This window comes from Elioraea rosea (assembly GCF_007644105.1).
GTDB classification, from domain to species: Bacteria; Pseudomonadota; Alphaproteobacteria; order Acetobacterales; family Acetobacteraceae; genus Elioraea_A; species Elioraea_A rosea.
Genome location: NZ_VFAC01000003.1, coordinates 100,413 through 124,466 on the forward strand (window position 1 = coordinate 100,413; position 24,054 = coordinate 124,466).

The 24,054-nt window shown below is 68.5% G+C and carries 21 protein-coding genes and 1 tRNA gene; 9 read left to right on the forward strand and 13 right to left on the reverse strand.

Annotation, left to right across the window (positions count from 1 at the left end):
* Positions 1–30: 30 nt before the first annotated feature.
* The 6 genes from FIF60_RS03630 to FIF60_RS03655 form a co-directional block, all read right to left on the reverse strand.
* The gene (locus FIF60_RS03630; RefSeq protein WP_144183940.1) at positions 31–1,017 is read right to left on the reverse strand and encodes a Bug family tripartite tricarboxylate transporter substrate binding protein; all 987 of its coding nucleotides are present in this window, start codon (positions 1,015–1,017) and stop codon (positions 31–33) included.
* 97 nt (positions 1,018–1,114) lie between these two features.
* On the reverse strand, positions 1,115–1,852 hold the full coding sequence (gene eutC / locus FIF60_RS03635) for an ethanolamine ammonia-lyase subunit EutC (RefSeq protein ID WP_144183942.1): 738 nt from the start codon (positions 1,850–1,852) through the stop codon (positions 1,115–1,117).
* Entirely contained in the window at positions 1,845–3,212 is a 1,368-nt protein-coding gene (locus tag FIF60_RS03640) for an ethanolamine ammonia-lyase subunit EutB (RefSeq protein ID WP_144183944.1), read from the reverse strand. Before FIF60_RS03640 ends, eutC begins: the two co-directional genes overlap by 8 nt.
* A gap of 55 nt (positions 3,213–3,267) precedes the next feature.
* Positions 3,268–3,915: a precorrin-2 dehydrogenase/sirohydrochlorin ferrochelatase family protein gene (locus FIF60_RS03645; protein ID WP_144183946.1), complete on the reverse strand. Its 648-nt coding sequence runs from the start codon at positions 3,913–3,915 to the stop codon at positions 3,268–3,270.
* Positions 3,916–3,918: 3 nt separating this feature from the next.
* Positions 3,919–4,899, reverse strand: coding sequence for a Bug family tripartite tricarboxylate transporter substrate binding protein (locus tag FIF60_RS03650; RefSeq protein WP_158639052.1), 981 nt, complete (start codon positions 4,897–4,899; stop codon positions 3,919–3,921).
* An 85-nt stretch (positions 4,900–4,984) separates the two neighbouring features.
* On the reverse strand, positions 4,985–6,673 hold the full coding sequence (locus FIF60_RS03655; RefSeq protein WP_204251095.1) for an NADPH-dependent assimilatory sulfite reductase hemoprotein subunit: 1,689 nt from the start codon (positions 6,671–6,673) through the stop codon (positions 4,985–4,987).
* A 96-nt stretch (positions 6,674–6,769) separates the two neighbouring features.
* Here FIF60_RS03655 and cobA point away from each other — a divergent pair, with 96 nt between their 5' ends.
* Positions 6,770–7,552, forward strand: a complete 783-nt coding sequence (gene cobA, locus FIF60_RS03660) for a uroporphyrinogen-III C-methyltransferase (protein WP_144183950.1) — start codon at positions 6,770–6,772, stop codon at positions 7,550–7,552.
* Between the two features lie 261 nt (positions 7,553–7,813).
* On the opposite strand, the gene FIF60_RS03665 is transcribed toward cobA, so the two are convergent.
* Complete coding sequence (locus tag FIF60_RS03665) at positions 7,814–8,467, reverse strand: peroxiredoxin (RefSeq protein ID WP_144183952.1); 654 nt, start codon at positions 8,465–8,467, stop codon at positions 7,814–7,816.
* 98 nt (positions 8,468–8,565) lie between these two features.
* Positions 8,566–9,006 (reverse strand): RrF2 family transcriptional regulator, encoded by a 441-nt coding sequence (locus FIF60_RS03670; RefSeq protein ID WP_144183954.1) that lies wholly within the window; start codon positions 9,004–9,006, stop codon positions 8,566–8,568.
* Positions 9,007–9,073: 67 nt separating this feature from the next.
* On the opposite strand from FIF60_RS03670, the gene cysK reads away from it, so the two are divergent.
* A complete protein-coding gene (gene cysK, locus FIF60_RS03675) occupies positions 9,074–10,057 on the forward strand; it encodes a cysteine synthase A (RefSeq protein ID WP_144183956.1) in 984 nt (327 codons plus the stop codon).
* Positions 10,058–10,076: 19 nt separating this feature from the next.
* Here the strand turns inward: cysK and FIF60_RS03680 are convergent.
* A tRNA-Val gene (locus FIF60_RS03680) sits at positions 10,077–10,151 on the reverse strand.
* Between the two features lie 40 nt (positions 10,152–10,191).
* Entirely contained in the window at positions 10,192–11,010 is an 819-nt protein-coding gene (locus FIF60_RS03685; RefSeq protein WP_144183958.1) for a hypothetical protein, read from the reverse strand.
* A gap of 237 nt (positions 11,011–11,247) precedes the next feature.
* On the opposite strand from FIF60_RS03685, the gene FIF60_RS03690 reads away from it, so the two are divergent.
* Positions 11,248–12,081: a DUF3108 domain-containing protein gene (locus FIF60_RS03690; protein WP_144183960.1), complete on the forward strand. Its 834-nt coding sequence runs from the start codon at positions 11,248–11,250 to the stop codon at positions 12,079–12,081.
* Positions 12,082–12,097: 16 nt separating this feature from the next.
* Here FIF60_RS03690 and FIF60_RS03695 read toward each other — a convergent pair whose 3' ends face one another.
* The 3 genes from FIF60_RS03695 to gph form a co-directional block, all read right to left on the reverse strand.
* Positions 12,098–13,474 carry a hypothetical protein gene (locus FIF60_RS03695; RefSeq protein ID WP_204251096.1) on the reverse strand — a complete coding sequence of 459 codons (1,377 nt, stop codon included), beginning with the start codon at positions 13,472–13,474 and terminating at the stop codon, positions 12,098–12,100.
* Positions 13,471–13,929, reverse strand: a complete 459-nt coding sequence (locus FIF60_RS03700; RefSeq protein WP_144183962.1) for a molybdenum cofactor biosynthesis protein MoaE — start codon at positions 13,927–13,929, stop codon at positions 13,471–13,473. Before FIF60_RS03700 ends, FIF60_RS03695 begins: the two co-directional genes overlap by 4 nt.
* Before the next feature lie 68 nt (positions 13,930–13,997).
* Entirely contained in the window at positions 13,998–14,696 is a 699-nt protein-coding gene (gene gph / locus FIF60_RS03705) for a phosphoglycolate phosphatase (protein WP_144183964.1), read from the reverse strand.
* Positions 14,697–14,844: 148 nt separating this feature from the next.
* Between gph and glmU the strand changes: the two genes are divergently transcribed.
* The 6 genes from glmU to FIF60_RS21485 all read left to right on the forward strand — a co-directional run bounded on the left by glmU (position 14,845) and on the right by FIF60_RS21485 (position 23,514).
* A complete protein-coding gene (gene glmU, locus FIF60_RS03710) occupies positions 14,845–16,209 on the forward strand; it encodes a bifunctional UDP-N-acetylglucosamine diphosphorylase/glucosamine-1-phosphate N-acetyltransferase GlmU (protein ID WP_144183966.1) in 1,365 nt (454 codons plus the stop codon).
* A gap of 2 nt (positions 16,210–16,211) precedes the next feature.
* Positions 16,212–18,035 (forward strand): glutamine--fructose-6-phosphate transaminase (isomerizing), encoded by a 1,824-nt coding sequence (glmS, locus tag FIF60_RS03715; RefSeq protein ID WP_144183968.1) that lies wholly within the window; start codon positions 16,212–16,214, stop codon positions 18,033–18,035.
* A 45-nt stretch (positions 18,036–18,080) separates the two neighbouring features.
* Positions 18,081–18,974, forward strand: a complete 894-nt coding sequence (locus FIF60_RS03720; protein WP_158639053.1) for an alpha/beta hydrolase — start codon at positions 18,081–18,083, stop codon at positions 18,972–18,974.
* 404 nt (positions 18,975–19,378) lie between these two features.
* On the forward strand, positions 19,379–19,942 hold the full coding sequence (locus FIF60_RS03725) for an IPT/TIG domain-containing protein (protein ID WP_144183972.1): 564 nt from the start codon (positions 19,379–19,381) through the stop codon (positions 19,940–19,942).
* 239 nt (positions 19,943–20,181) lie between these two features.
* Entirely contained in the window at positions 20,182–23,256 is a 3,075-nt protein-coding gene (locus tag FIF60_RS03730; RefSeq protein WP_144183974.1) for a hypothetical protein, read from the forward strand.
* 117 nt (positions 23,257–23,373) lie between these two features.
* Positions 23,374–23,514: a hypothetical protein gene (locus FIF60_RS21485; RefSeq protein WP_158639054.1), complete on the forward strand. Its 141-nt coding sequence runs from the start codon at positions 23,374–23,376 to the stop codon at positions 23,512–23,514.
* The last annotated feature ends 540 nt before the right edge of the window (positions 23,515–24,054 follow it).

Genomic DNA, 24,054 nt, shown 5'->3' on the forward strand with positions numbered 1-24,054 from the left:
GGCGCTCCCGCGCGGGCGAGAAGCGGAGCGTCACGACTTGGCGAGGCCGACGGCCTTCATGACGACGCCCATCTTCGCGTCATCCTCGGCCATGTAGGAGGCGAAGCCCGCGGGGTCGCGCCAGGTCATGCCGAAGCCGCGGCTGTTCATGAAGGTCTTGAAGTCGTCGCTGTTCCAGATCTTCTGCAGCAGCGGAACGTACCGCGCGACGACCGGCTGCGGCAGGTTGCGCGGGCCCGCGATGCCCCGCCAGGCGGCGAGGGTGTAGTCGATGCCGAGCTCTTCCTTCAGCGTCGGCACGTTCGCGAATTGCGGGTTCCGCTCCGGCGCCATGATGGCGAGGCTCTTGGCGCGGTTCGCCTCGATCATCGCGCGCGCTTCCGGCACCGAGCAGGTGACGATGTCGACGCCGCCGGCGGCGAGGTCCTGCATCGCCGGAGCGGCGCCGTTCGAGGGCACCCAGCGAACCGCGTCCGGCGGGAGCTGCATCGCCTGCAGCCAGCCCGCGAGCGCGAGGTGCCAGATGCCGCCCTGGCCGGTTCCGGAGGCGGTCATGCGGCCGGGGTTCGCCTTGATCGCGTCGGCGAGCGCCTTCAGGGTCTGATGCGGGCTGTCGGACTTCACCTGCACGCCAGGCGGGTCGGAGTTCATCAGCGCGAGTGGCGTGTAGCTCGTGCCCTTGAGCTCGGTGAGCCCCTGCCAGTGCATCATCCCGATCTCGACCGTGATCATGCCGATCGTGTAGCCATCGGCCGGCGCGGTCGCGATCGCGGAATGGCCGACGACGCCCGACCCGCCGGTGCGGTTGACGACGTTCACCGGCTGGCTCAGCTCCTTCTCGAGCGCAGCGCCGACGAAGCGCGCCGTCGCATCCGTGCCGCCGCCGGCTCCCCAGGGAACCACCAGCGTGATCGGCCGGTTGGGCGACCACTGCGCCTGCGCCGAAGCGCCGGTGACGAGCGCAGGCGCGGCGAGGAGGCCGGTGGAGCCGGCGAGCAATGTGCGGCGTCGAAGCATCGTTTCTCTCCCTCTCAACTTTGGCATGCACCCCGGCTCTGGCGGGGCTTGGGCGCGCAGTGTTGCCGGAAGCGCGGGCTTTGCGGAAGGGGATTTGTCAGCCGGGCAGCGAGGGTGCCGCCGGCCGTTCGTCCTTCAGCGCCACGCCGGAGAGCCGCCGCCGCCGCATCTCGGCAACGAGCCAGGCAAGCGTCGCGGCCGCTTCCGCGAAGCCGAGCCCGCCGGGCCGGATGTTGCTGATGCAGTTCCTCTCGGCATCGGTACGGCCGGGGCGTGGCGCCCAGGTGATGTAGGCGCCGAGGCTGTCGGGAGCCGACAGGCCCGGCCGCTCGCCGATCAGCACGATCACGAGCTCCGCCCCCAGCACCTCGCCGAGGGCATCGCCGAGCGCGACGCGCGCCCCCGTCGCGATCACGGCACGTCGCGGCGCGGCCTCGCCGAGAAGCGGCAGGGCTGATGCGAGAAGCGGCACGGCGTGGCGCTGCACGGCGGTTGCAGAAAGCCCGTCGCCTACCATCAGCGCTGTGCCGCCCTCCCGCGGTAGCGCGGCGAGGTCGTCCGCATTGCCGGCGCGGCCGAGATCGGGGCGGAGGAGATAGGTGGCGCGGTCTGGCGCGCGGGAGCGCACCGACGATACGGCGAGGCCCAGCCCGGCGAGGTCGCGCGCGAGGGCATCGGTGTCCAGCGGGGCATGCACGGCGTCGCGTGCGAGCGCGTGCGCTGCCTGGAACGCGAGATGCACCCGGGTGGGCAGGCCGTTGCCCGACCGGCCGAGCCCGACGCGCGCGGCGGTGAAGCGTCGCAGGTCGCGCCAGGCGGAAGGCGGCTCAGCCAAGGCCGATCAGCGCGGGCGAGAGCGCGGGCGGAATGGCGAGCCCTGAGGCGCCGATCCCCATCCTGTCGAGCCAGGCGGCGAATTCCGGCGCGGGCTGCTTGCCGAGCGCGGCGCGCACGGCGAGCGCGTCATGGAAGCTCGTCGACTGGTAGTTCAGCATCACGTCGTCGGCCCCGGGCACGCCCATCACGTAGGTGACGCCCGCGACGCCGAGCAGCGTCAGAAGCGCGTCCATGTCGTCCTGGTCGGCGTCGGCGTGGTTCGTATAGCAGACATCCACGCCCATCGGCAGGCCGAGAAGCTTGCCGCAGAAATGGTCCTCGAGCCCCGCGCGGGTGATCTGCTTGCCGTTGGCGAGATACTCCGGCCCGATGAAACCGACGACGGAGTTGACGAGAAGTGGTTCGTAGCGCCGTGCCACCGCATAGGCGCGCGCCTCGATCGTCTGCTGGTCGACGCCGTGATGCGCCTCGGCAGAGAGTGCGCTGCCCTGGCCGGTCTCGAAGTACATGACGTTGTCGCCCACCGTGCCGCGCCTGAGCGAGAGCGCCGCCTCCCGTGCATCGGCGAGCAGGGCGAGCGAGACGCCGAAGCTCGCATTCACCCCCTCCGTCCCGCCGATCGACTGGAACACGAGATCGACCGGCGCGCCCGCCTCGATCGCGGAGATCGTCGTCGTCACGTGCGCGAGCACGCAGGACTGCGTCGGGATATCGTAGCGCTCGCGCACCATGTCGAGCAGCTCAAGCAGGCGGATCGTGTTTGCCACGCTGTCCGTCGCGGGGTTGACGCCGATCACGGCATCGCCCGCGCCGAGCAGAAGCCCATCGAGCACCGCCGCCGCCACGCCGCGCGGATCGTCCGTCGGGTCGTTCGGTTGGAGCCGCACGGAGAGCGTGCCGGGCAGGCCCAACGTGTTGCGGAACCGCGTTGTGACGCGGCACTTCGCGGCCACGGAGACGAGATCGGCGATGCGCATGATCTTGGCGACGCCCGCGACCATCTCCGGCGTCAGCCCCGGCGCGAGGGCGGCGAGCGCCGCGCTGTCCGCCTCGCCGAGGAGCCAGTCTCGGAAGCCGCCGACCGTGAGGTGCGAGACGGGCGCGAAGGCGGCGCGGTCATGCCCGTCGAGGATCAGGCGGGTGACGTCGTCCTCCTCGTAGGGGATAACCGCCTCATCGAGGAAATGCGTGAGCGGAAGCTCGGCAAGCGCGTGCTGCGCGGCAACGCGTTCGGCTTCCGATCCGGCAGCGACACCGGCCAGCGCATCGCCCGAGCGGAAGGGGGTTGCCTTCGCGAGAAGGTCGCGAAGGGTGTCGAACGCGAAGCGCGTGCCGCCGAGCGTGTGCGCGAAGCCCATGCGCCAGCGTGGCGCGCAGGCCGGCGCACTGTCCAGTGCCCAGCCGGCCCGGCCCTTAGCCTGCGCAGAGGGTCGGCCAGACGGGAACCGAACCGTCTGCCGAGCGGAGCTCCTCGCCCCAGCGATGGGCCGGCGGGTCGCCAAGCCAGCCACGGGAAGCGACCGTCGAGGCGATCGCCGCGGCGACGCGATCGGGCGGGTGGCCCTGCCTGCGAAGCTCGGCCCGGAGCGAGGCGATCTCGGCCACCCGCTCCGCCCATTCGGGCCCGTAGCGCCGTTCAAGGTCGCGCCGGATGCGGGCTGCGAGCCCGGGTGCCGCGCCGCGGGTCGAGACGGTAAGCGTCAGGTCGCCGCGGCGGACGATGGCGGGAACGTGCACGTCGCAGAGGCGGGGAATGTCCTCGACGTTGACGATCACGCCGAGGCGCCGCGCGGTCGCGGCGAGCGGCTCGGCCTCGGCCTCGGCAAGGTCGCCGACGAAGAGGAGCTTCAGCCCGGCGATCTCGCTCTCGCTCGGCAGGCCGAGGCGAAGGCGCAGCGTCGCCGATGCAAGCTCGGCAGATGGCGCGTCGGACCAGAGCTGGATGTCGGCCACACCTGCCTCGCTCACCAGCCGCAGCCGGTTCAACGCCTGGCGGCCGCGCCCGACGATGCCGACGCGGGCCGAAGCAAGGTCGAAGGCGAGGGGGAGAAGGGCGGCCATCGCTCAGCCCTCCGCGACGATGTCGAAGCGGCGGATGATCTCGCCGTAGCGCGCCGCGTCCTCGCGGATCGCGAGCCCGAGCGCCTCCGGCCCCTCGTCCGTCGGCTCGACGCCGAGTGCCGCGAGGCGCCCGGCGAGCTCAGGCTCCTGCACGGCCGCCCGGCTCGCCGCGTTGAGCCGCGCGATGATCGCCGCCTCGGTTCCGGCGGGGGCGACGATGCCGTGCCAGCCGACCGCGGTGAGCCCGGCGAAGCCGCTCTCGGCAAGCGTCGGCACCTCCGGCAGCGCGCCGCTTCGCGTGCCCGGGCTGACGGCGAGGCCGCGCAGCCTGCCGGCCCGCACGTGCCCGGTGACGGCGCCGATGTTGATCATCACCCCATCGAGATGCCCGGCGAGAAGATCGTTCAGCGCGAGCGGCCCGCCGCGATAGGAGACATGGGTGAGCGTCGCGCCGCTTTCGGCGGCGAGCTGCGCCGTCAGGAGATGCGCGAGCTGGCCGGTGCCCGGCGTGCCGACATTCGCTCCCTTCGCCCTGGCGCGGGAAAGCCAGTCGCCGAGATCCGCCGACGGATGGTCGGCGCGGACCACGAGGATCTGCGGCACGCGCACCGTGCGGTGGACCGGCGCGAAGCCGAGCGGGTCGAAGCCGAGCCGCGGGGCGAGCGTGCCGACGATCGAGAGGCTGTCTGCCCCGGCAAGAAGTGTGTAGCCATCGCCTGCAGAGCGTGCCGCCGCGGCGTAGCCGATGGTCGAACCGCCGCCCGGAACGTTCTCGACCGTGATCGTTCCGCCGATGCGGTCAGCGACGGCGCGCGCCCAGTAGCGGGCGACCACGTCCTGGCTGCCTCCCGGGGCGACGGGAACGATCAGGCGGATCGGCCGTGCGGGCCAGGTACCCTGCGCCGCGGCGCGGCGCGCTGTGGCGGCGAGCACGAGGGCGGCGGTCGCGGATGCAAGTGCGGTGCGGCGGGTGGTGTCGGTCATGGTCATCTCTCCTGCGATGGCGTGTGTCGGCAGCGTCGGTCAGACGCGGCGACATCGCAGGAGAGCGCGCGCTTCGCGGACCATCTCAGTCGGCCGCGAGCTTGGCGGGATCGGAGGCGAGCAACGCGTCGCGGCCGAGGCGGTGGCAGAAATCGCCGAAGCCTTCACCCGCCTCGCGTTCGGCGGCAAAGCGGGCGAAGAGGGGGGCGAGCGCAGCGGCGATGCCCGCTTCCGCAACCTTGTCGGCGAGCTTGAAGGAGAGCCGCGTTCCCTCGAAATCGCCCCCCACGTACAGAGCGTAGAAACCGGGCATGCGGCCGACGATGCCGATATCGCCCGCATAGGGCCGGGCGCAGCCGTTCGGGCAGCCGGTGATGCGGACGCTGATGCGCTCGCCCTCCAGGCCGTGGCGGTGGAGTACGGCCTCGAGCGCGGCGACCATCGGTTCGCGCACGCGCTCTGCCTCGGTCAGTGCCAGCCCGCAGGTCGGCAAGGCGGGGCAGGCGAGCGCCCAGCGGGCGAGGGGGGAACGGTCCTCGGCGAAGGCAATGCCGGCGGTGCGCAGCATGGCCTCGACCGTTGCCTTCTCCTCCTCCCGCACGCCGGAGAGGAGGATGTCCTGCTGCGGGGTGAGGATGGGCGAGAGGTCGAACCGCGCGATGACCGAGCGCAGCGCGCTCATCAGCCGTGCGCCCTCGGTGTCGGCGATCCTGCCCGAGGGAACGGGCAGGCCGAGCCACCAGCGCCCGTCGCCTTCGGCGTGCCAGCCGAGATGGTCCGGGATGGTGAATCGGGGCAGGGGTGGCGGGTCGTCCATCCTGCGGCCGAACCGTTCCGCGAGCCTGTCCTTCACCCAGTCGGCGCCGAAGTCGTCGACGACGTACTTGAGGCGCGCGCGCTTGCGGTCGGTCCTGTCGCCGAAATCGCGGGCGAGCTTCACCACGGCCTCGACCGCAGTAAGCAGGTCTGCGTGATCCACCCGGCCCACGGGTGACGCCAGGCGGGGATAGGTCCGCGGCTTGTTGTGCGTCATGCCGTGCCCGCCGCCGACGCAGACGATCCAGCCGGAGATGGCGCCGCCCTCCACCTCGGCCACCAGGCCGAGATCGTTCGCCAGCACGTCGATCGAGTTGTCGGCCGGGTGCGCGAGGCCGATCTTGAACTTCCGCGGCAGGTAGGTCGGCCCGTAGAGTGGCTCGTCCTCGCCGTCTGCCCCGTCATCCTGGCCGGCGATGAAGATCGCGTGGTGCGCCCTGGTGCGGGGAAGAAGAGCGGACGAGAGCATCCGCGCGCTCTCTTCGAGCATGCCGTGTACGCGATCCTTCACCGGCGCAGGGGTGGCCATGACGTTGCGCGCCACATCGCCGCAGGTGGCGAAGGTGGTCAGCAGCGTGTGGTCGATGAAGGCGATCGTGTCGCGAAGGTCCCGCTTGGCGATGCCGTGGAACTGGATGGTCTGGCGCGTGGTGACGCGCAGCGTGCCGTTGCCGTGGCGCGCGGCGAGATGGTCGAGCGCGAGGTACTGCGCCGCCGTCAGCCTGCCGGCAGGGATGCGCACCCGCACCATGAACTGCCAGTCCTTCTCCCGCCCGGCCTGCTTCAGCGCCGTCGCGGTGTCGCGGTCATGCTGCTCGTAGGTGCCGTGGAACTTCAGAAGCCCGTAGGTGGCTTCCGTGACCTGGGGGGAAGTGTCGTCTGCCAGTTCCGACGCGATGGCGCCGCGCAGTCCGCGGCTTTCGGCTTTCACCCGCTCGACGCCCGATGGACCCGCCACGCCTGACCTCCGTCGCTGCCAGGCGTTTATAGAATTCACGATTTGAAAGCGCAAAAAGAATTTTCACACATAGATGAGTCGTGCCATCATCAAATCATGCAACGGCTCGTTCCCGGTTCGGTGTGGCTCGTCGGCGCAGGGCCGGGCGATCCCGCACACCTCACTGTCAGGGCCACCCAGGCGCTGACCCAGGCGGACATTATCCTGCACGACACGCTTGCCGGCCGTGCCGTGCTCGCCCACGCGCGGCGGGGCGCGGAAATCGTCGCCGTCGGCAAGCGCAAGGCCGCGCCGACGCTCCCGCAGGCGCGGATCAATGCGCTGCTCGTGGCGCATGCGCGGGCGGGCAAGCGGGTGGTACGGTTAAAGGGCGGCGACCCCTTCGTGTTCGGCAGAGGCGGGGAGGAGGCGATGGCGCTCGCGGAAGCCGGCATCCCGTTCGAGATCGTGCCAGGCGTGTCGGCCGGCATCGCCGCGCCGGCGCTTGCGGGCATTCCCGTCACGCATCGCGGGCTGTCCTCCGCCGTCACCTTCCTGACGGGCCATGACGAGAGCGGATCGGTTCCGGAAGGGCTCGACTGGGAGGCGATCGCCCGCGGCGCGCCGACGCTTGTCGCGTTCATGGCGGTCTCGACGCTCGATACGATCGCGGTCCGGCTGATCGCGGGCGGGCGTGATCCGGCCACCCCCGTGGCCGTGATCGCGCGCGCGAGCCTTCCAGACCAGTCCGTCGTGACGACGACGCTCGGCGCCTGCACGCTCGATGTCCGGCGCGCAGGCATCGCCTCGCCCGCGCTGGTCGTGATCGGGCCTGTCGTTGCGCTCGCCGCGGTGCTCGCCGCCTCCGCATCCGTGCCGGCGCGGGCGGTGGCGCGATGACGCCGGCGCGCGAATTCGCCGCGCTCCTGCTCCGCGCGGCGATCTTCATCGGGCTGCTTTTCTCGGTCGCGCTGATCGCCGGCAGCTGAGAGACCAGTCGAACACGCTACTGCCGCGGTCACCTTGGTTCGGCTTCCTGCGGTTCCGGGTCTCACGGGCTTGACGCACGCTCCGCTCCGGTTCTCGGAAACCACGCCATCTGACTAACGGCAGCGCATTCTCGAATGGTCTCTGCGCTGAATGTCGCCGGCTCAGGCGTAGCTACTCGGCGGCCTGCTTCGGGCCCTTCGGGTCGGGCACCATCCGGAGATACGGCTTCAGCGCCTTCCAGCCGCCGGGGAAGCGCTGCTTCGCCTCCTCGTCGGAGACGCTCGGGACGATGATGACGTCCTGGCCCGGCTGCCAGTTCACCGGGGTGGCGACCTTGTGCGCGTCGGTCAGCTGCAGGCTGTCGATCACGCGCAGCACCTCCTCGAAGTTCCGGCCCGTCGCTGGCGGATAGGTGAGCGTCAGCCGAACCTTCTTCTGCGGGTCGATGACGAACACGGTGCGCACCGTGACGGAGGGATCGGCCTCGGGGTGGATCATGCCGTAGAGGTTGGACACGGAACGATCCGCGTCCGCGATGACGGGGAAGTTCAGGCGCTGGCCCTGCGTCTCGGCGATGTCGGAGGCCCAGGCGCCGTGGTTGGCGGTGGAATCGACCGACAGGCCGATGATCTTCACGCCGCGTCGGTCGAACTCCGGCTTCAGCCGCGCGGCCTCGGCGAGCTCGGTCGTGCAGACGGGCGTGAAGTCCTTGGGGTGGCTGAACAGCACGCCCCAGCTGTCGCCGAGCCAGGCGTGGAAGGAGATGCGACCTTCGCTGGTCTCCTGCGTGAAGTCGGGTGCGATCTGGCCAAGCTGGATGGACATGGGATCGGGTCTCCCGTTCATGGTTGCCCGGCCAGCAACGCATAGACCGAGAAGAGCGGCAATTCAAAACGCTCTGAGGTCGTGATTTTCAGAAAAGCCTAAATTGCATAGGTGATCGGAACGTCCGGCTCTGGCGCGAGGCCCGCCTGGGCTGCCTTGCGGGCAAGCTGCTCGACCGTGATCCCGTCGAGCGTGGCGAGCGCCTTGGCCCCCGCCTCGCGCCACGCGGGCGCGACGACCGCGCGGACCATGGGCGGAAGCTCCGGCCCCGCAGGTGCGCTCTCGTCGAGCGCGCGGATGATGGCGCCGACGGTGATGTCGCGCCGCGCGCGGGCGAGCTTGTAGCCGCCGCGTCGCCCGCGGCTCGAGGCGAGGATGCCGGCGCGGCTCAGCGCCTGCAGAAGCGGCTCGAGGCCGCGCGGGTTCTGGCCGAGGCGCTCGGCCACCATCGCGCCGCCAACCGGGTCCGCCCCGCCATGCAGGGCGACGTCGACCACCGCCGCGACGGCGATGGCTTCGCGGCCCGTCACGTCCAGCATCCGATTTCCTCCGCTCGATGTGCCATCCGCCTAAACTACGTCACGGTCTCGTGGTATTCCACCTCCCATGGACGCTTCCTTCGCCGACGATCCGCTCCCTGCCACGCTGCAGGGCACGATCCACGACACCATCCTCGACACGATCGGGCGCACGCCGCTCGTCCGCGCCGGGCGGCTTGCCGCCGCGGAGGGCCTCGCGGCCGACCTCGTGCTGAAGCTCGAGTTCTTCAACCCGCTCGGCTCTGTGAAGGACAGGATCGGGCTTGCGATGGTCCGCGCCGCGGAGGAGGCGGGCACGATCCGCCCCGGCCAGGGAACGCTCGTTGAGCCGACAAGCGGCAATACCGGCATCGCCCTTGCCTTCGTCGCCGCCGCGCGTGGCTACCGCCTGGTGGTTACGATGCCCGAGGGGGCCTCGGAGGCGCGGCGGAAGATGTTGAGGCTCATGGGCGCGGAGGTGGTCGAGACGCCGGCCCGCGAGGGCATGGCAGGCGCGATCGCCCGCGCCGAGGCGATCGTCGCCGCCACGCCTGGGGCGGTGATGCCGCGGCAGTTCGACAACCCCGCCAACCCGGCAATCCACGAGGCGACGACGGCGGAGGAGATCTGGGTCGACACGGCAGGGGAGGTGGACGCGATCGTCGGCGGTGTCGGCACCGGCGGGACGCTGACCGGCATCGCGCGGGCACTGAAGCCGCGCAGGCCCGGGCTTCGCGTCATCGGTGTCGAGCCGGACGAGAGCGCGGTCCTGTCGGGCGAGCGGGCCGCGCCGCACGGCATCCAGGGTATCGGGGCCGGGTTCGTGCCCTCCGTCCTCGATCCCGAACTGCTGGATCGTATCGAGCGCGTGGCGGAGGCTGAGGCGATCGCCACCGCGCGGCGGCTCGCGCGCACCGACGGCATCCCTGTCGGCATAAGCTCGGGTGCAGCGGTGGCTGCGGCGCTGCGTGTGGCGAAGGAGCCGTCGATGGCCGGCAAGCGCGTCGTCGTCATCTGCGCGAGCTTCGCCGAGCGCTATCTCTCGACGCCGCTTTTCGCCTCGTTCGACTGAACACTTCCGGGACCGAGGATGGTGGGCGCGGTAGGGATTGAACCTACGACCCCCGCCGTGTGAAGGCGATGCTCTCCCGCTGAGCTACGCGCCCATCCAAGGTGCGGGGTCTTAGGAGTGCGGAGGCTTGCCTGTCAAGGCGAGCCTCGCCGCCGCAGCGACAGCGCCAGCCCGAGCAGCCCCGCGGCCAGGATCGGCGCGGGAGAAGGCGCCGGAACGGGCACGGCCTCGGGCGTCACGCCGAAGGTCGCTGCCTCCGCCATCACCGACAGGGTCCAGGAGAAGTCCCGGCTCTCGCCTGCGTCGAGCGTGAAGCTCGTGACGACCGTGCTGAAATCCGGGGAGTCTGGGCCGCACTCGGCGCCGGAAGGCGGCAGCGGGAAGCCGCCGGCATCGCCCGTCGCGCAGCCCTTTCGGTCGATCAGCGCGCCGTCGAACGTCACACTGCTCGCGAACCGTGCCTCCTCGCGCGTCATGTCGTCGGCCATGGCGCCGAGGACCACCGCGCCGACCGAACTGATCGGCAGCAGGCCGTGCCGGTCGAAGGCGCTGAAGTCGAGAAGGTAGAAGAAAGTGCCAGCCCCCGTACCGGTCGCCGCGAGGTTGGTGACGGTGGCGGTGATCTCGGCAGTGTAGGAGACCGTGGCCGCCCCCGAGGCGCCGATCTCTGCCTGCGCGGCGATGGCGGCCTGGAAGCCCTGGCCGTAGCGCGAGAAGCTCTCGGCGTGGCGGACCGAGCCGTCGCCAGCGCGGGCCGTGCCGAGCGTGGTCGCGAAGATGACATCGGTCACCGCGAGGGTGGGCGAAGGCGGCGCGAACAGGCCCTCCGACACATGGAAACGGACGAAGGCCTGCGTCACGTTCGAGACCGCGGCGGCCTTCGCACCCTGCGCCCCAGCGACAGCAATGGCGACGCAACTGCCCCAGAGTGCCGCCGAACCGAAAAATGTCATCGCTTGTGTCCCCTTTCCTGACGCGCGACCGTCGAATGGCGTGGGATGATACTATGAGAACGAAACGTGATCGACGTGACGCAGAACACACAGGCGCGTTTATTTTTTGTTGACCATACACATGCGGTGATACGGGGCTACCGGCGGCGCTCGCGTCGCACGCACGCACCGGGCACGGTCGCGCGAGCCGGCACGGTTGCACTTGATGCGGAACGTCGTTGGGGCATATCGCAGCGTATGCGCGCGCTCCTCATCGCCTCCCTCGCCCTTCCCGTGGCCGCCTTCGGTGCCGCCGCCGAGACGCGGGCACCAACCGAGGTGCAGGCGAGCTACACCGCCTACTGGTCCGGCTTCTCGGTCGCGACGCTCGATGCGTCGCTCGAGCTCGGCGCGGAGGCCTACCGTGTCGTCGGCACGATGCGCACCACAGGCATGCTGGCCGTGTTCATCGATGGCGAGACGACGTCCTATGCCGAGGGGCGCATCCGCCCCGCCGCCACGCCGCTCGGCCTCGCGCCGGAGCGGTTCGGCATGGAGGGGCGCTGGCGCGATCGGCTGCGCGCGGTCGCGATGGCCTGGACGGGTCCCAACCCGGAAATCCTTCGCCTCGAACCCGCCAACCAGGAGGAGCGCGACCCCGTTCCGCCCGAGCTCCAGCGCGGCACGGTCGATGCGCTGACCGCCCTTGCCGGGCTGGTCCGCCAGGCCGCCACCGCGAACCGGTGCGACGGCTCGGCCGAGGTGTTCGACGGCCGGCGCAGGAGCGACTTCAAGGCGGTGACGGAAGGGATGGAGACGCTGCCCGCCCATCGCTGGGGAAGCTTCGCAGGGCCGGCCCTGCGCTGCCGGTTCGAGGGCAGGCAGATCGCCGGCTTCTGGAAGGAGCAGAACCGCGAGGAGGCCTCGAAGCCGCGCGGCGGAACGGCGTGGTTCGCGAGCCCCGGACCCGGCCTGCCGATGATCCCGGTCCGCATCGAGGCGGAAAGCAACTGGGGCACCGTGTACGTGCACATGACGCGGGCGTCGCCCGGGCGCCTTCCGCTTCCGACGCGCCAGACGCTCCGTCAGTAGCGAACTTCGGCTCGCCTCAGGCCGCCACCCTGGTCGTCGCGGCAGGCTCCTCGACCCGCCTGCGCGAGGGAGCCGGAAAGAACACCATCGTCGCCGCGACCGGGATGAGCCAAGCAACGCGGGCCTGGTAGCGGTGATGCGGCTTGGAGAGGGCTCCGGAGGCGAAGGCATTGGCCGCCGCGCCGCCGAGCACGATGAGCACAAGCGCGACGGACCGGACATGCCCGCGCCGCTGCGCCCGCCAGGCGCCGAACAGAGCGAGCGGCACGGACAGCGCGACGATCAACGGATGCCAGGGAAGCAGCGGCGAGAGCGAGGCGAGCAGCGTTCCCTGCGCCTGGCCCGACGCCTCGAAGCGCGCGACCTCACCTTCGGGAAAGTACTGGCGGATACGCGTGCCCACGGCGACATCGACATGGTCCCAGCCAAGCGTGTCGCCCGCCCGCATGATCGTAAGTTGGCGCAAGGCGTTGACGATCATCGCGCGCGCGACGGCGACGGGCTCGCGCCGGATCGTCTCGGAGACGATCTCGCGTGCCTCCGCCGAGAGCAGCACCCCGCCAAGGAACAGGTCGTTGCCCGCAGTGTCGCGGTTCATCGGGCTGTCGCGCTCCCAGAGGAACAGGTCGCTGTCCATCGGCATGCGGTCGACGAAGTCGCAGAGATACCAGCCTCGCTCGGGGCATAGCGCGGCGATGGTCCGCGCCGCTGGCCCGTCGTCCTGCAGCCTCGCGAGCAGGAAGGTCGAGCCGTGCGGGGAGAGCGACAGCGTGCCGTGGCCCACGAGGTTCGTCCCAAGGAGCACGAGGAGGGCCGCGACGAGAGGCGATGCCATGCGTACAACCGGCCGCAGAGTGCGCCGAAGCAGCAGGCCAAGGACGACGAGCGCGGCCGCGACCGGCAGGTGCGAGAGATGGGCGGCGATGCCGAGCGTGGCGACGAGGAAGGCCCACACCATCTCGCCGCGGCCGAGCCTGTCGGCGCCGAAGCCGAGCAGGAACAGGCAGAGCACCAGAGCGGGGGTGAACACGTCCGGCATCAGCAGCCCGATCGTGTAGGGCGCGGTGGTCAGCAGCCCGGCTGCGGCGCAAAGGCCGACATGCGCGAACGGCCGCCGCCCCCACACCACGCGGCCTGTGAGCCAGAGGAGGTGGGAAAGCAGAAGCGCCTGCGCCGCGACCGGAAGCCAGAGGGTCAGCCGCCAGTGGAACAGGTGCAGGAGCGGCCCGTACACCCACGGCTTGTCCCAGATCATCAGCGGAACGAGGGTCTGCGCGAGGAAGGCGCCCGTGTCGCTGAAGAGGAGCGGGTAGCCGTTGACGAAGGCTGGCCACACGAGGAACGGCGCCCCGGCGACGATCGCCGCCGCGGCCACCAGGCGGGGCGGGATCAAGATCCGGCCGTCCAGCGCGCTGCAGCCGCGTCGTCGCTCGCCCGCGCCTCGACCCAGCGGCTGTCGCCCGAGGCGAACTCCTCGCGCTTCCAGAACGGCGCCTTGGTCTTCAGCCAGTCGATCAGGAAGGCGCAGGCCTCGAGCGCGGCGGTGCGGTGTGCCGAGGCGGCGAGCACGAGCACGATCGGTTCCCCGGGGGTCAGGGGACCGACTCGGTGGATCACCGTGCAGCCGGTCAACGGCCAGCGCGCTGCGGCGTCGCGCGCGATCGCGGCGATCGCCCGCTCCGTCATGCCCGGGTAGTGCTCGAGCACCATCCGCGCAAGCCTGTCATCGGCGCGGGTGATGCCGACGAAGCTCGCGATGCCGCCGACATCGGTGCGCCCGCCGGCGAGCGCCGCCGTCTCGGCGGCGATGTCGAAAGCCTCGGTCTGCACCCGGACGGTCGGCGTCATGCGGCGGTCGTCTCCTGCATCGCCGTCAGATGCGCCGAGTTGCCGCCATGCTCAAGCCTCCGGGGCGATCACGTCGCGGCGGGGGTGGCGAAGGCGGCCTCGACGGCGCCCGGAAGCTCCGTGAAGGAGGCGATGGCCCCTGCCGCGCCGAAGGCGCGATGGTCCTCCTCGCCATAGCCGAAGCGTGCGTAGATCGAGGCGACCCCCGCGTCGCGCGCGGCAAGCAGGTCGTTGCGATGGTCGCCCACCATCACCGCGGCGTCCGGCCCGATGCCGATCCGTTCGAGCGCGCCGAGGAGATGGCCGGGGTGCGGCTTGCGGACGGGGAAGCTGTCGCCACCCGCGACGGTGGCGAAGTACCCGTCGATGCCGAGGGCATCGAGGACGATGTGGGTGGCGTTCTCCGGCTTGTTCGTGACCACCGCGAGCGTGAACCCGGCGTCACGCAGCGCATCGAGCGTTTCGGTCACGCCGGGGAAGGGGCGGGTCTCGACCAGGGCGTTGCGCTCGTAGTCCTCGATGAACGCCTCGAGCTCGCGCGCCAGCCCCGCCTCGTCGAGCGGCCGGCCGGCGGCGGTGAACCCCCGCGTCAGCAGCATGCGCGCGCCGTCGCCGATCATCCGCTTGACCGCGGAGACCGGGTGCGGGGCCAGGCCGGCGGCGACGAGGCGGCGGTTCAGCGCCGAGGCGAGGTCGGGTGCGCTGTCGATCAGCGTGCCGTCGAGGTCGAGGCACACGGCCCGCCGGTTGGGTGTGACATGTGTCATTGACCGTCCGTCCACGTTGACCGTTTCTCCACGTTGCTGGCCAAGGATTGCTTCCAGAAGATTGCTGCCCGACACAATGAGTGACCGCGGGGCGCTTTGACAGGGGCCGTCGTGGAAGGGCAGAACCGCGTCCTGAGGTAACGGAACCGTGTCGTCCTCCACCGCCATCATCCTCGCCGCAGGCCTTGGCACCCGCCTCAAGAGCAAGGTGCCGAAGCCCCTCCACCGGCTCGGCGGCAGGCCGATGGTCCGCCTCCTTCTCGATGCCTGCGAGGCAGCCGGGTTCGGGCGCATTGTCGTGGTCGCCGGGCCGGAGCTCGGGTTCGACCCGATGCGCAAGGCGGCCGCCCCGCACGCGGTGGTCGTGCAGGCCGAGCGCCTGGGAACCGCCCATGCGGCGCTGATGGCTGCCGATGCGCTCGCCTCGACGGATGGCGAGGCGATCATCCTCTATGGCGACGTGCCGCTCGTCTCCTCCGGCACCTTGTCCACCATGGTGGCGCGGCGGCGCGAGGCAGGAGCGGGGCTCGCCCTGCTCGGGTTCACCCCGGACGACCCGGCGCAGTACGGCCGCGTGGTGCTCGAGGCGGACGGCTCGGTCGCACGCATCGTCGAATGGCGGGATGCGAGCGCTGAGGAGAGGGCGGTCACGCTCTGCAATGCGGGGCTTTTCTGCGCCCCTGCCCCCGACATGCTTCGCTGGCTTCGCGCGGTCGGCAACGACAACGCCAAGGGCGAGTACTACCTGACGGACATCGTCGCGCTTGCCCGCGCCGAGGGCGTGCGGGTGGCGGTGGCAGAGGCGCCGGCGGACGAGGTGCTCGGCATCAACTCCCGCGCTGAGCTGGCCGCCGCAGAGGCCGCCCTGCAGAAGCGGCTGCGGGCTGCGGCGATGGAGGCCGGCGCGACCCTGATCGCGCCCGAGACGGTGTTCCTCGCCGCCGACACGGTGCTCGCACCCGATGTCACGGTGCACCCGCATGTCGTGTTCGGCCCGGGTGTCCGCGTCGCCGAAGGGGCGGTCATCCACAGCTTCAGCCATCTCGAGGAGGCAACGGTCGCGGCAGGTGCGACCATCGGCCCCTATGCGCGGCTGCGCCCCGGCGCCGCCGTGGGCGAGGGGGCACATGTCGGCAACTTCGTCGAGCTCAAGAACACGGTTCTCGGGCCCGGTGCGAAGGCGAACCACCTATCCTATCTCGGCGATTCCGAGATCGGGCCCGGCGCGAACATCGGCGCGGGAACCATCACCTGCAACTATGATGGATACGGCAAGTACCGGACAGTGATCGGCGCGGGTGCCTTCATCGGCTCCAACGCCGCGCTCGTCGCGCCTGTCAGCATCGGCGCCGGAGCGATCGTCGCGGCAGGGTCCACCATCACGTCGGATGTGGGGTCCGACGCTCTCGCCTTCGGCCGTGCGCGGCAGGAGGAGAGGCCAGGCCGGGCGCGGGATTTCCGCGAGGCGGCCAAGGCCAGGAAACTGGCCGGCAAGACAGCCAAGGAGGGTTAGGCATGTGCGGCATTGTCGGCATCGTCGGGCGCGGGGTGGCGGCACCCCTTCTGCTCGATGCGCTGAAGCGGCTCGAGTACCGCGGCTACGATAGTGCCGGCATCGCAACCCTGGTGAATGGGCACATCGAGCGTCGCCGCGCGGAGGGCAAGATCGCCCGCCTCGCCGCGCTGATCGACCAGCGTCCGCTTCCGGGCACGACCGGCATCGGCCACACGCGGTGGGCCACGCATGGCCGACCCTCCGAGGTCAACGCCCACCCGATCGCGACCGGGCGGGTGGCCGTTGTGCACAACGGGATCATCGAGAACCACGCCGCGCTGAAGGCCGAGCTCGTCGCGTCCGGCTCCGAGTTCGAGAGCGAGACCGATACCGAGACGGTCGCGCGCCTGCTCGACCGCGACCTGGCCTCCGGCGCCTCGCCCGAGGAGGCGATGGCGGCGACGCTGAAGCGGATCCACGGCGCCTTCGCGCTCGCCGTTCTGGTGGCCGGGCGGCATGACCTGATCATGGCCGCACGCCGCGGCTCGCCTCTCGCCATCGGCTACGGCGACGGGGAGATGTTCGTCGGCTCCGATGCCCTCGCGCTCGCGCCACTGACCGAGCGCATCGCATATCTCGAAGAGGGGGACTGGGCGGTCGTCACCGGCGAGGGCGCGACGGTGTTCGACGCCGATGACCGCGAGGTGGAGCGGGTGATCCGCCGCACGGCGGTCTCTGGCGCCATGGTCGGCAAGGGCAACTACCGGCACTTCATGGAGAAGGAGATCCATGAGCAGCCGGCCGTCATCGGGGATACGCTGAAGAGCTACATCGACCCGTCGACGCGGGCCGTCACGCTTCCCGAGCTCGGCCTCGACCTCGGCAAGGTGCCCCGCGTCTCCATCGTCGCCTGCGGCACCTCGCTCTATGCCGGCCAGGTGGCGCGCGACTGGTTCGAGCAGGTCGCTCGGCTTCCCGCCGTCTCCGAGATCGCCTCCGAGTTCCGCTACCGCGAGCCTGTGCTCGACCCCGGCGCCATGGCGCTCTTCATCTCCCAGTCGGGCGAGACGATCGACACGCTCTCGGCGCTGCGCTGGGCGAAGACGCAGAACCAGCGGATCCTCTCGGTGGTGAACGCGCGCGAGAGTGCGATGGAGCGCGAGAGCAACGGGGTTCTGCACACGCTTGCCGGGCCGGAGATCGGCGTCGCCTCGACCAAGGCCTTCACCACCCAGCTCGCCGCGCTCGCCTGCCTTGTGATCGCCGCGGGGCGGGCTCGCGGTACCCTCGCCCCGGGCCAGGAGGCGGAGCTCACCTCCGCCCTGATCGAGGTGCCTGCCATGGCGGCAGAGGTGCTCGAGGCGGACAACATCGTACGCGGCGTCGCGGAGGAAGTCGCCGAGGCGCGGGACGTGCTCTACCTGGGGCGCGGCACGGCCTGGACCATCGCCATGGAAGGTGCGCTGAAGCTCAAGGAAATCAGCTACATCCACGCCGAAGGCTACCCGGCGGGCGAGATGAAGCACGGGCCGATCGCGCTGATCGACGAGGCGGTGCCGGTGGTCGTCATGGCCCCCGCCGGACCGCTCTTCGAGAAGACCGCATCCAACGTGCAGGAGGTTCATGCTCGCGGCGGGCGGGTGATCCTCGTCTCCGACAAGGCCGGCTGCGAGCGGCTCGCGAGCCTGTGCGCGCACACGATCGCCCTGCCGTCCGTGCATCCCTTCGTTGCGCCGATTCTTTACGCAATTCCGGCACAATTGCTGGCTTATCATGTGGCCGTTCTGAAGGGGACCGACGTGGACCAGCCGCGCAACCTCGCCAAGAGCGTGACGGTGGAGTGACGATCGCAACGTGACGTGCCTGATCGGACTGGGGATATTTCGAGCGTGATCGCGCGGCGTGTGCTGCTCGGTGGAGCTCTCGCGGGGGCGGGGCTCGTTGCGGCCGGCAAGGCCCGCGCGACCGATTGGCGCGTGCTCCCTGACCGGATCGCCTCGGCCGACCCTGCGCGCGCGCTGCCCTACAACGTGTTCCTGCCGGCCGGCTACGACCGCGCGAAGGGCCCCTATCCGCTTCTCGTGCTTCTGCACGGCGCCAACACCGACGAACAGTTCTGGGCGGGGCAGATCCGCCTCTGGCGTGCGGCCGAGCATGGCTACCTCGCCGGGCGCCTGCCGCGGTTCATCGCCGTGATGCCGGGAAGCCGCGATTCCTGGTGGGTCGATCGTCCCGGCATCCCGGCGGAAAGTGCGGTTGTCGGTGACCTGATGGCCGATGTCGCCTCCAAGTACCCGGTGATGACCACGCGGGAGGGGCGGGCGATCGCTGGCTATTCCGCCGGTGCGTTCGGCGCGCTGCGGATCGCCATGCGCCACCCCGGCCTGTTCGGGGCTGCGGCGCTTTGGGCGCCTGCCATCTACCACGACGTGCCGCCGCCCATCTCTGCCGCGCGCCGCGCCCGGGCCTTCGCCGGGCCCGACGGCAGCTTCAGCCTGCAGGCCTGGAAGGCCGAGTGCTGGCCCTCCCTCCTGCCCGCCTATGCGGCGCAGCCGCTTCGCGTGCCGTTGTTCGTCGCCGCCGGCGACCATGACCGCCTCGAGACGGCCTTCGAGGCGGCGCTTCTGTCCAAGACGATGGCAGAGCACCAGCCGGACGAGATCGAGTTCCGCGTCGTCGATGGCGGGCACACGATGCGCGTCTGGGAGGCGACCGTCGACGAGGCGCTCGCCTTCCTGTTCGCCCACCTCGCCCGCCAGCAGCTCGCCCAGCGCCACGACTGAGGCTCGGCCGCGGACGAAGGATCGCCTTTCGCCCGGGAGCATGGGTGGCCGGCCTCCGGGACCAATTCGAACGTCAAACCGAAACGTGCGCGCCGTCCCGGCTGACTGGCCGACGCTGGTCTTCGGTCAGGCTCGGCGTGCCGATCGACAACGCAACCCGGAACATTCTCCTTTCGAATCACGCTCCGTCGTATAGTTTTGGCGCCGAGTCGGGGTCGTGTTCCCCGAGGCCCGAATTCGAGGTGGCTCGGGCGCCGACTGATCTGGCTGTCGCTCGCCCACTGGGCGCTGGAGCACGTTCCGATCGATTGGGTTCAATCGATCGGGCGCCTGTCAGCGTCAGTCCCTCGTCACGTCAAGTGCCTGAAGTACCGCAATCGTCAAACGGGAGAAAGGAAACCCCAATGGAAATAACGGCCATCAATCCAACTGAGTCAACGCCGGGCAAGCTTGTGACGCTGACAATGGAGGGCATGCCTGACTATGCAGATGACAGTAATACAAAAGTATATCTTGGGGGGCATCTTTTGATGGTCGACGGCGTCGATCCGCAGGCAGGAACGATCATCGTCGGGATCGGCCAGGACGCGAAAAGTGGTACATTCACCGTAACCATCAGGGGCGGGCGAAAGAAAGACGGCGATCACACCGTGCCCACGGGATACATCACCGCCGAAGGAAGCCAGGAATTTACAGTCAATCAGAAGCAAAACGCAGTAGTCATTTCCTTTAGGACTCTTACGCCCAGCCGCGCATCTTCGGGTGATTTGGTGACCATCAATGGCGACAATCTTGATGCTGGGAACACATTGCGAGTTGGAACCAGATCAGCCAATATCACGACGAAGAGCGAGAAAAAGATCCAGTTCAGGGTGCCCAACGGGTTGCCGGCGGGGACCCACAGGATCAGCTTGGTCGACGGGAACGGCGACGCTCACTATTGCCTCCGTCCCTTCGAGGTCGTGTGAAAGGCTTGAACCGTCCCGGGAGGAGGAGCCCTTGCCGGCGCATGGGTCGATCCCGGGTGCGTCCATCCCGGGTGCGTCGACCGCGGGCGCTCGCGAGGGTGTAGGCGCTCCGCCGAGGTTGCCATGGCTTTGGCGCCGATGCGCGCGACAGCCGCGTCTGCGGATGTCGACGGCGCTGCTTGCCACCCTGAATGCAACGCGTGTCCGGTGAAACCCCGGCCAGAATCACGAGGCACTCCGTGAAGCCCGAACCTCTGCAGCTTGGCCAGGTCCTGTATCCGATCCACGACACCACTCTGATTTGCGCGCCGAAGGGCCAAGACCGCGCGGTGCTCCAGAGAGTGACCTTCACCGGGTCCGGGGAGCATGTCGTCGCCAAGGCCAGCGAGTCCGTCGATCTTGCCCCGATCGTCGGAATTCAAGCCGTCCGTGCGGTCTCCAACCTCGCAACCGGCAAGCAGGAGGTGGTGATCGTCAGGCAGGATGATCTGGACGTCATCGCCCATGACGATGCTGCCGGGCTGACGACGACCAACTTGCGGTTGGTGCCCCCCGACTTCGTCAGGATTTTCAGCATAGGTGCGAGCTCCGGCCCCGGGGCGGTCCCGGAGCGACCGGGAGACACCGTGGGGCGGGCAACGCCATGGTACATGAGCGGCGACGCCGTGCTGACCATCGGCTACGACCCGCTCGCCAAGGACAAGCGCTCATTGGCCCTTCTGGTCGCCGCAGGCGCTGGCTTCGGCGTGCAGTTCTGGGACTTGGACGCTGGCGCGAAGATCAGCCTCGTCAAGCTTCCCGACCAGGTGTGCGGCTCGCCGGTGGCAGCGGAGGTGATTCGCAGCGGCGATGCGTCGATCCTCCTGGTGGCGACGGTGGAGGAGGTCGACGAGAACCTGAAAAACCCGTTCCGCGCGCATTCCCTGAAAGTCCACGCGGTCGCCTGGACTGACCTGTCGCCCGATGCTCAGGCAAAGATCAACGAGAAACTGGAGCCGAAGCAGGTCACGACGCTGACATTGGGGGGGGTGCCGGGCCCGGTTGACCCTCATGGGACGGTTTTCAAGGGTCGATGGCACCATGAAAGCCCAGACCATAGGATCATACGGCCGCCTGCACGAGCGCAGGTATCGGCCACCGTGGCGCGGCTGCGAAAAGGCGTCGCGGACCAGCAACTCGTCCTGGCCTGGGCGAATGGCGTAAATCCGTATGTCGTTGTTCATGGTGGCAAGCAGCCTGCCACGTGGTCGTGCCAGGTCGCGGTGGTTGGTTGCGGGGCCGACGGCAGGATCGCCGTGCTGGCCGGGGCCAATCCAGATGTCGGGTTCGGATTCGCGATCCCCGGAGCGCCGATCTTCAGGGTGGTGGCGGCCGACCTCAAGCAGGCCGGGGTCGAACAGCTCGTGGTCGGTTATCCGGCGTTCTTCGGCAAGATGGAGAGCACGGTTGCGCTGATGTCGTTCAGCTTGGACGAATCGAAGGGCTCGCCCTTCGCTCTCACCTGCGTGAGCCGGACCGTGGTCGCCGCGACCGCACCGGAAGCACCCCATGGAAGCGGCAGATGGGGCGAGTGCTACCTCTATCTCGCCGCTGGCGTGTTCGGCGATTACAAGGCGGTCCAGATCATCAGCGCGGCACGCGATTCCCGCGAATCGGCGTCGCATTCAATCCCGATCGTGTCGGGGTTCGTGCCAGTCAACCCTGTCACGGGCTGCTTCCCGGAATGCGAGCTGCCCCCGCCCAAGGACAACAGGTCCTACAACATCGTGCTCCCGGGCGGGGTCCCGGTCCTCGCCCAAGGCTGCCAAACTCTGGCGACAATCGATTGGGACGTCACCTCGGATCCGGGCTATTCGAACCGGAGCCGCAGCCTGCGCTTTTTCGCGTTTCCGACCGATCTGACCGGGAAGAGCGTGGTCCTCGGGGCGCCCACCCTCACCCAGGTGGAGAGCACCAGACAGATCCTGGCGATCATCCAGGCCCCGCCGTTCGACGCCGCGATCAGCGACGACCTGCCGACCGTCAGCTTCAACACGGCCTCGGATCAGACCACCGGCTACAGCGTATCCACCTCCAAGATGTGGACGGTGTCGGATGACACGCATTTCAGCGCCTCATTGGGCGGTTTCAGCCTGTCACAGGCGATCCATGACTCTCACAGCAATGGTCTTGATGACCTGAAGGACACGACCGTTACACAAAGCGTTCATTTTCAATTGCATAGCAGCAAGCATGACTGGATGATGGTCCATGAGATAGGATTTGATGTTTGGCGATATCCGGTGCTGCGATCATCCGAGAAAGACGCGGTCAGCGTTGACGTGCTTGTGGTCTTTCCAAGGGACAGTTCGCCGAGGCTGAGTTTGGTTCCCTGCTTCCTGCCGGAATATGGCTATCGGCCCAACTCCGAAGTCGGTATGCTGCTGTCTTACTGCGAGTTCTTGCCAAACAACAAGAAAAAAATGGGATTTGATGCGAAGAACCAGCTGTTCAAGGAAAGTGGTGGAATCTCGGTCGTACACGAGAAAGGCGGGACAATAGAAACTTTTGATGCCAGCAAAATGAACAATGATACAATCGGAAAGAACTTCTCTCTTTTCAATTCAGTCTCCAACAGTGCGAGCATTGCCATCCAGACTGAGCTGTTCGACTTCCTTCCTGCATCGTTCGGGCTGAACCTCACCCATACGGAAACCTATCTGGACCATCGAGTCGAAACGACCCATATAACCAGGAATGAGCACTTCAGCCTATCAATTACTTCTGGGTCGGTGATAGATGATATCTATAGTTTCAAGATTGTTCCTTACATTTATAATCATGCCACGTTGGGATGTTTGATGGTGGCGTGGGATGTTATCCTGACTGGCGATAACTGGCGGTTGGACAGTCGGATTGATGAGAAAAGGCGAATGTTTGGTGATCCCGACATTCGGCTGATACGAGTTTCACCAGACTCCCAAGACGCTCGCGCTCAATCACGTTCGAGATCGATTTCGTTCAGCCAGAACAATCAGGGAAGCACTGATATTATCATCGAATTGTTCAACAATAGTATCAGTGCAGCAACAGATGTCGTCTGCGAAGTATTCTTGGGTGAGCCTCTCATCCAAAAAGATCGTCTCTCTCCGCCGGCGACGCTCCTCGGCAAGCTGGAGCTTGGAGAGATCGGCGCCATGCAACGAATCGAGACCCGTCTGGACGCGCAACGTCTTGATCCTGGCAGCATCGTCACGGTGCGTGTGTGGAGTGACGACCTCCCTGTCGCCACGTTTGGTCACATCTATTGGAACATGTATGGGTTTCCAAGCTGATCGATCAGAGCCTGTCTGAGCCTCCTGCTGCCGCGGCCGCCCTCAACGGCCTCAGGAGCATCCAGCCGGCAGGTTATTCGAGGTGTCCAGTCGGCCGCGCTCGCCGGGGTCAGGACCGTGCAGGCCTGTTGCGACTGGGTGAAGGCCCTCGTCGATGGCGGGCACACGATGCGCGTCTGGGAGGCGACGGTCGACGAGGCGCTCGCGTTCCTGTTCGCCCACCTCAACCGCCTCTCTCTGGCCCGCGCGCACGACTGAGAGGCTGGGTCCGCGCTAGGCGGCGTCCGCCCGGAACCTGCAACGCACAACTGCGCGTTCGGCGTGCGCATGCCCTCAACATTTCTGAGGGCCATGGGACCTAGCGCGCAAACCGCATGAAGTAGCCAAACGGAAAGACGTTGGCGATGGTCAGCGTCATGCCCAGCGCCAGAAGGAGCATGGCCCATGCAATCCGCCTTCGACCCATTGCCAGGGCCGCGAGGCTCGCGATCAACATGCACCCCGGAACGGCTACTATCACTGCGATAGAATCGAGATGCTGCATAATCGGCGGCGCTGCCCAATGCCAGAACCCCACTGGGTCCCCAGCGACGGCCATCAGCCCGAAAAGCACTTGGGTCCCCAAGAAGAGCGATCCCAAAACTACCGCGACTGTAAGGGGTGTTGTGGACGCTCCGATTGGGTCGGAACGCTTTCCATGTATTCCACAGACAACTAACGCGATGGTTGCCAATAGACCGTAGATGATCATTCCTCCGAGGGGGCTGGTCGAAGCGCTTGGCTTGCCTCCTGTTGGCA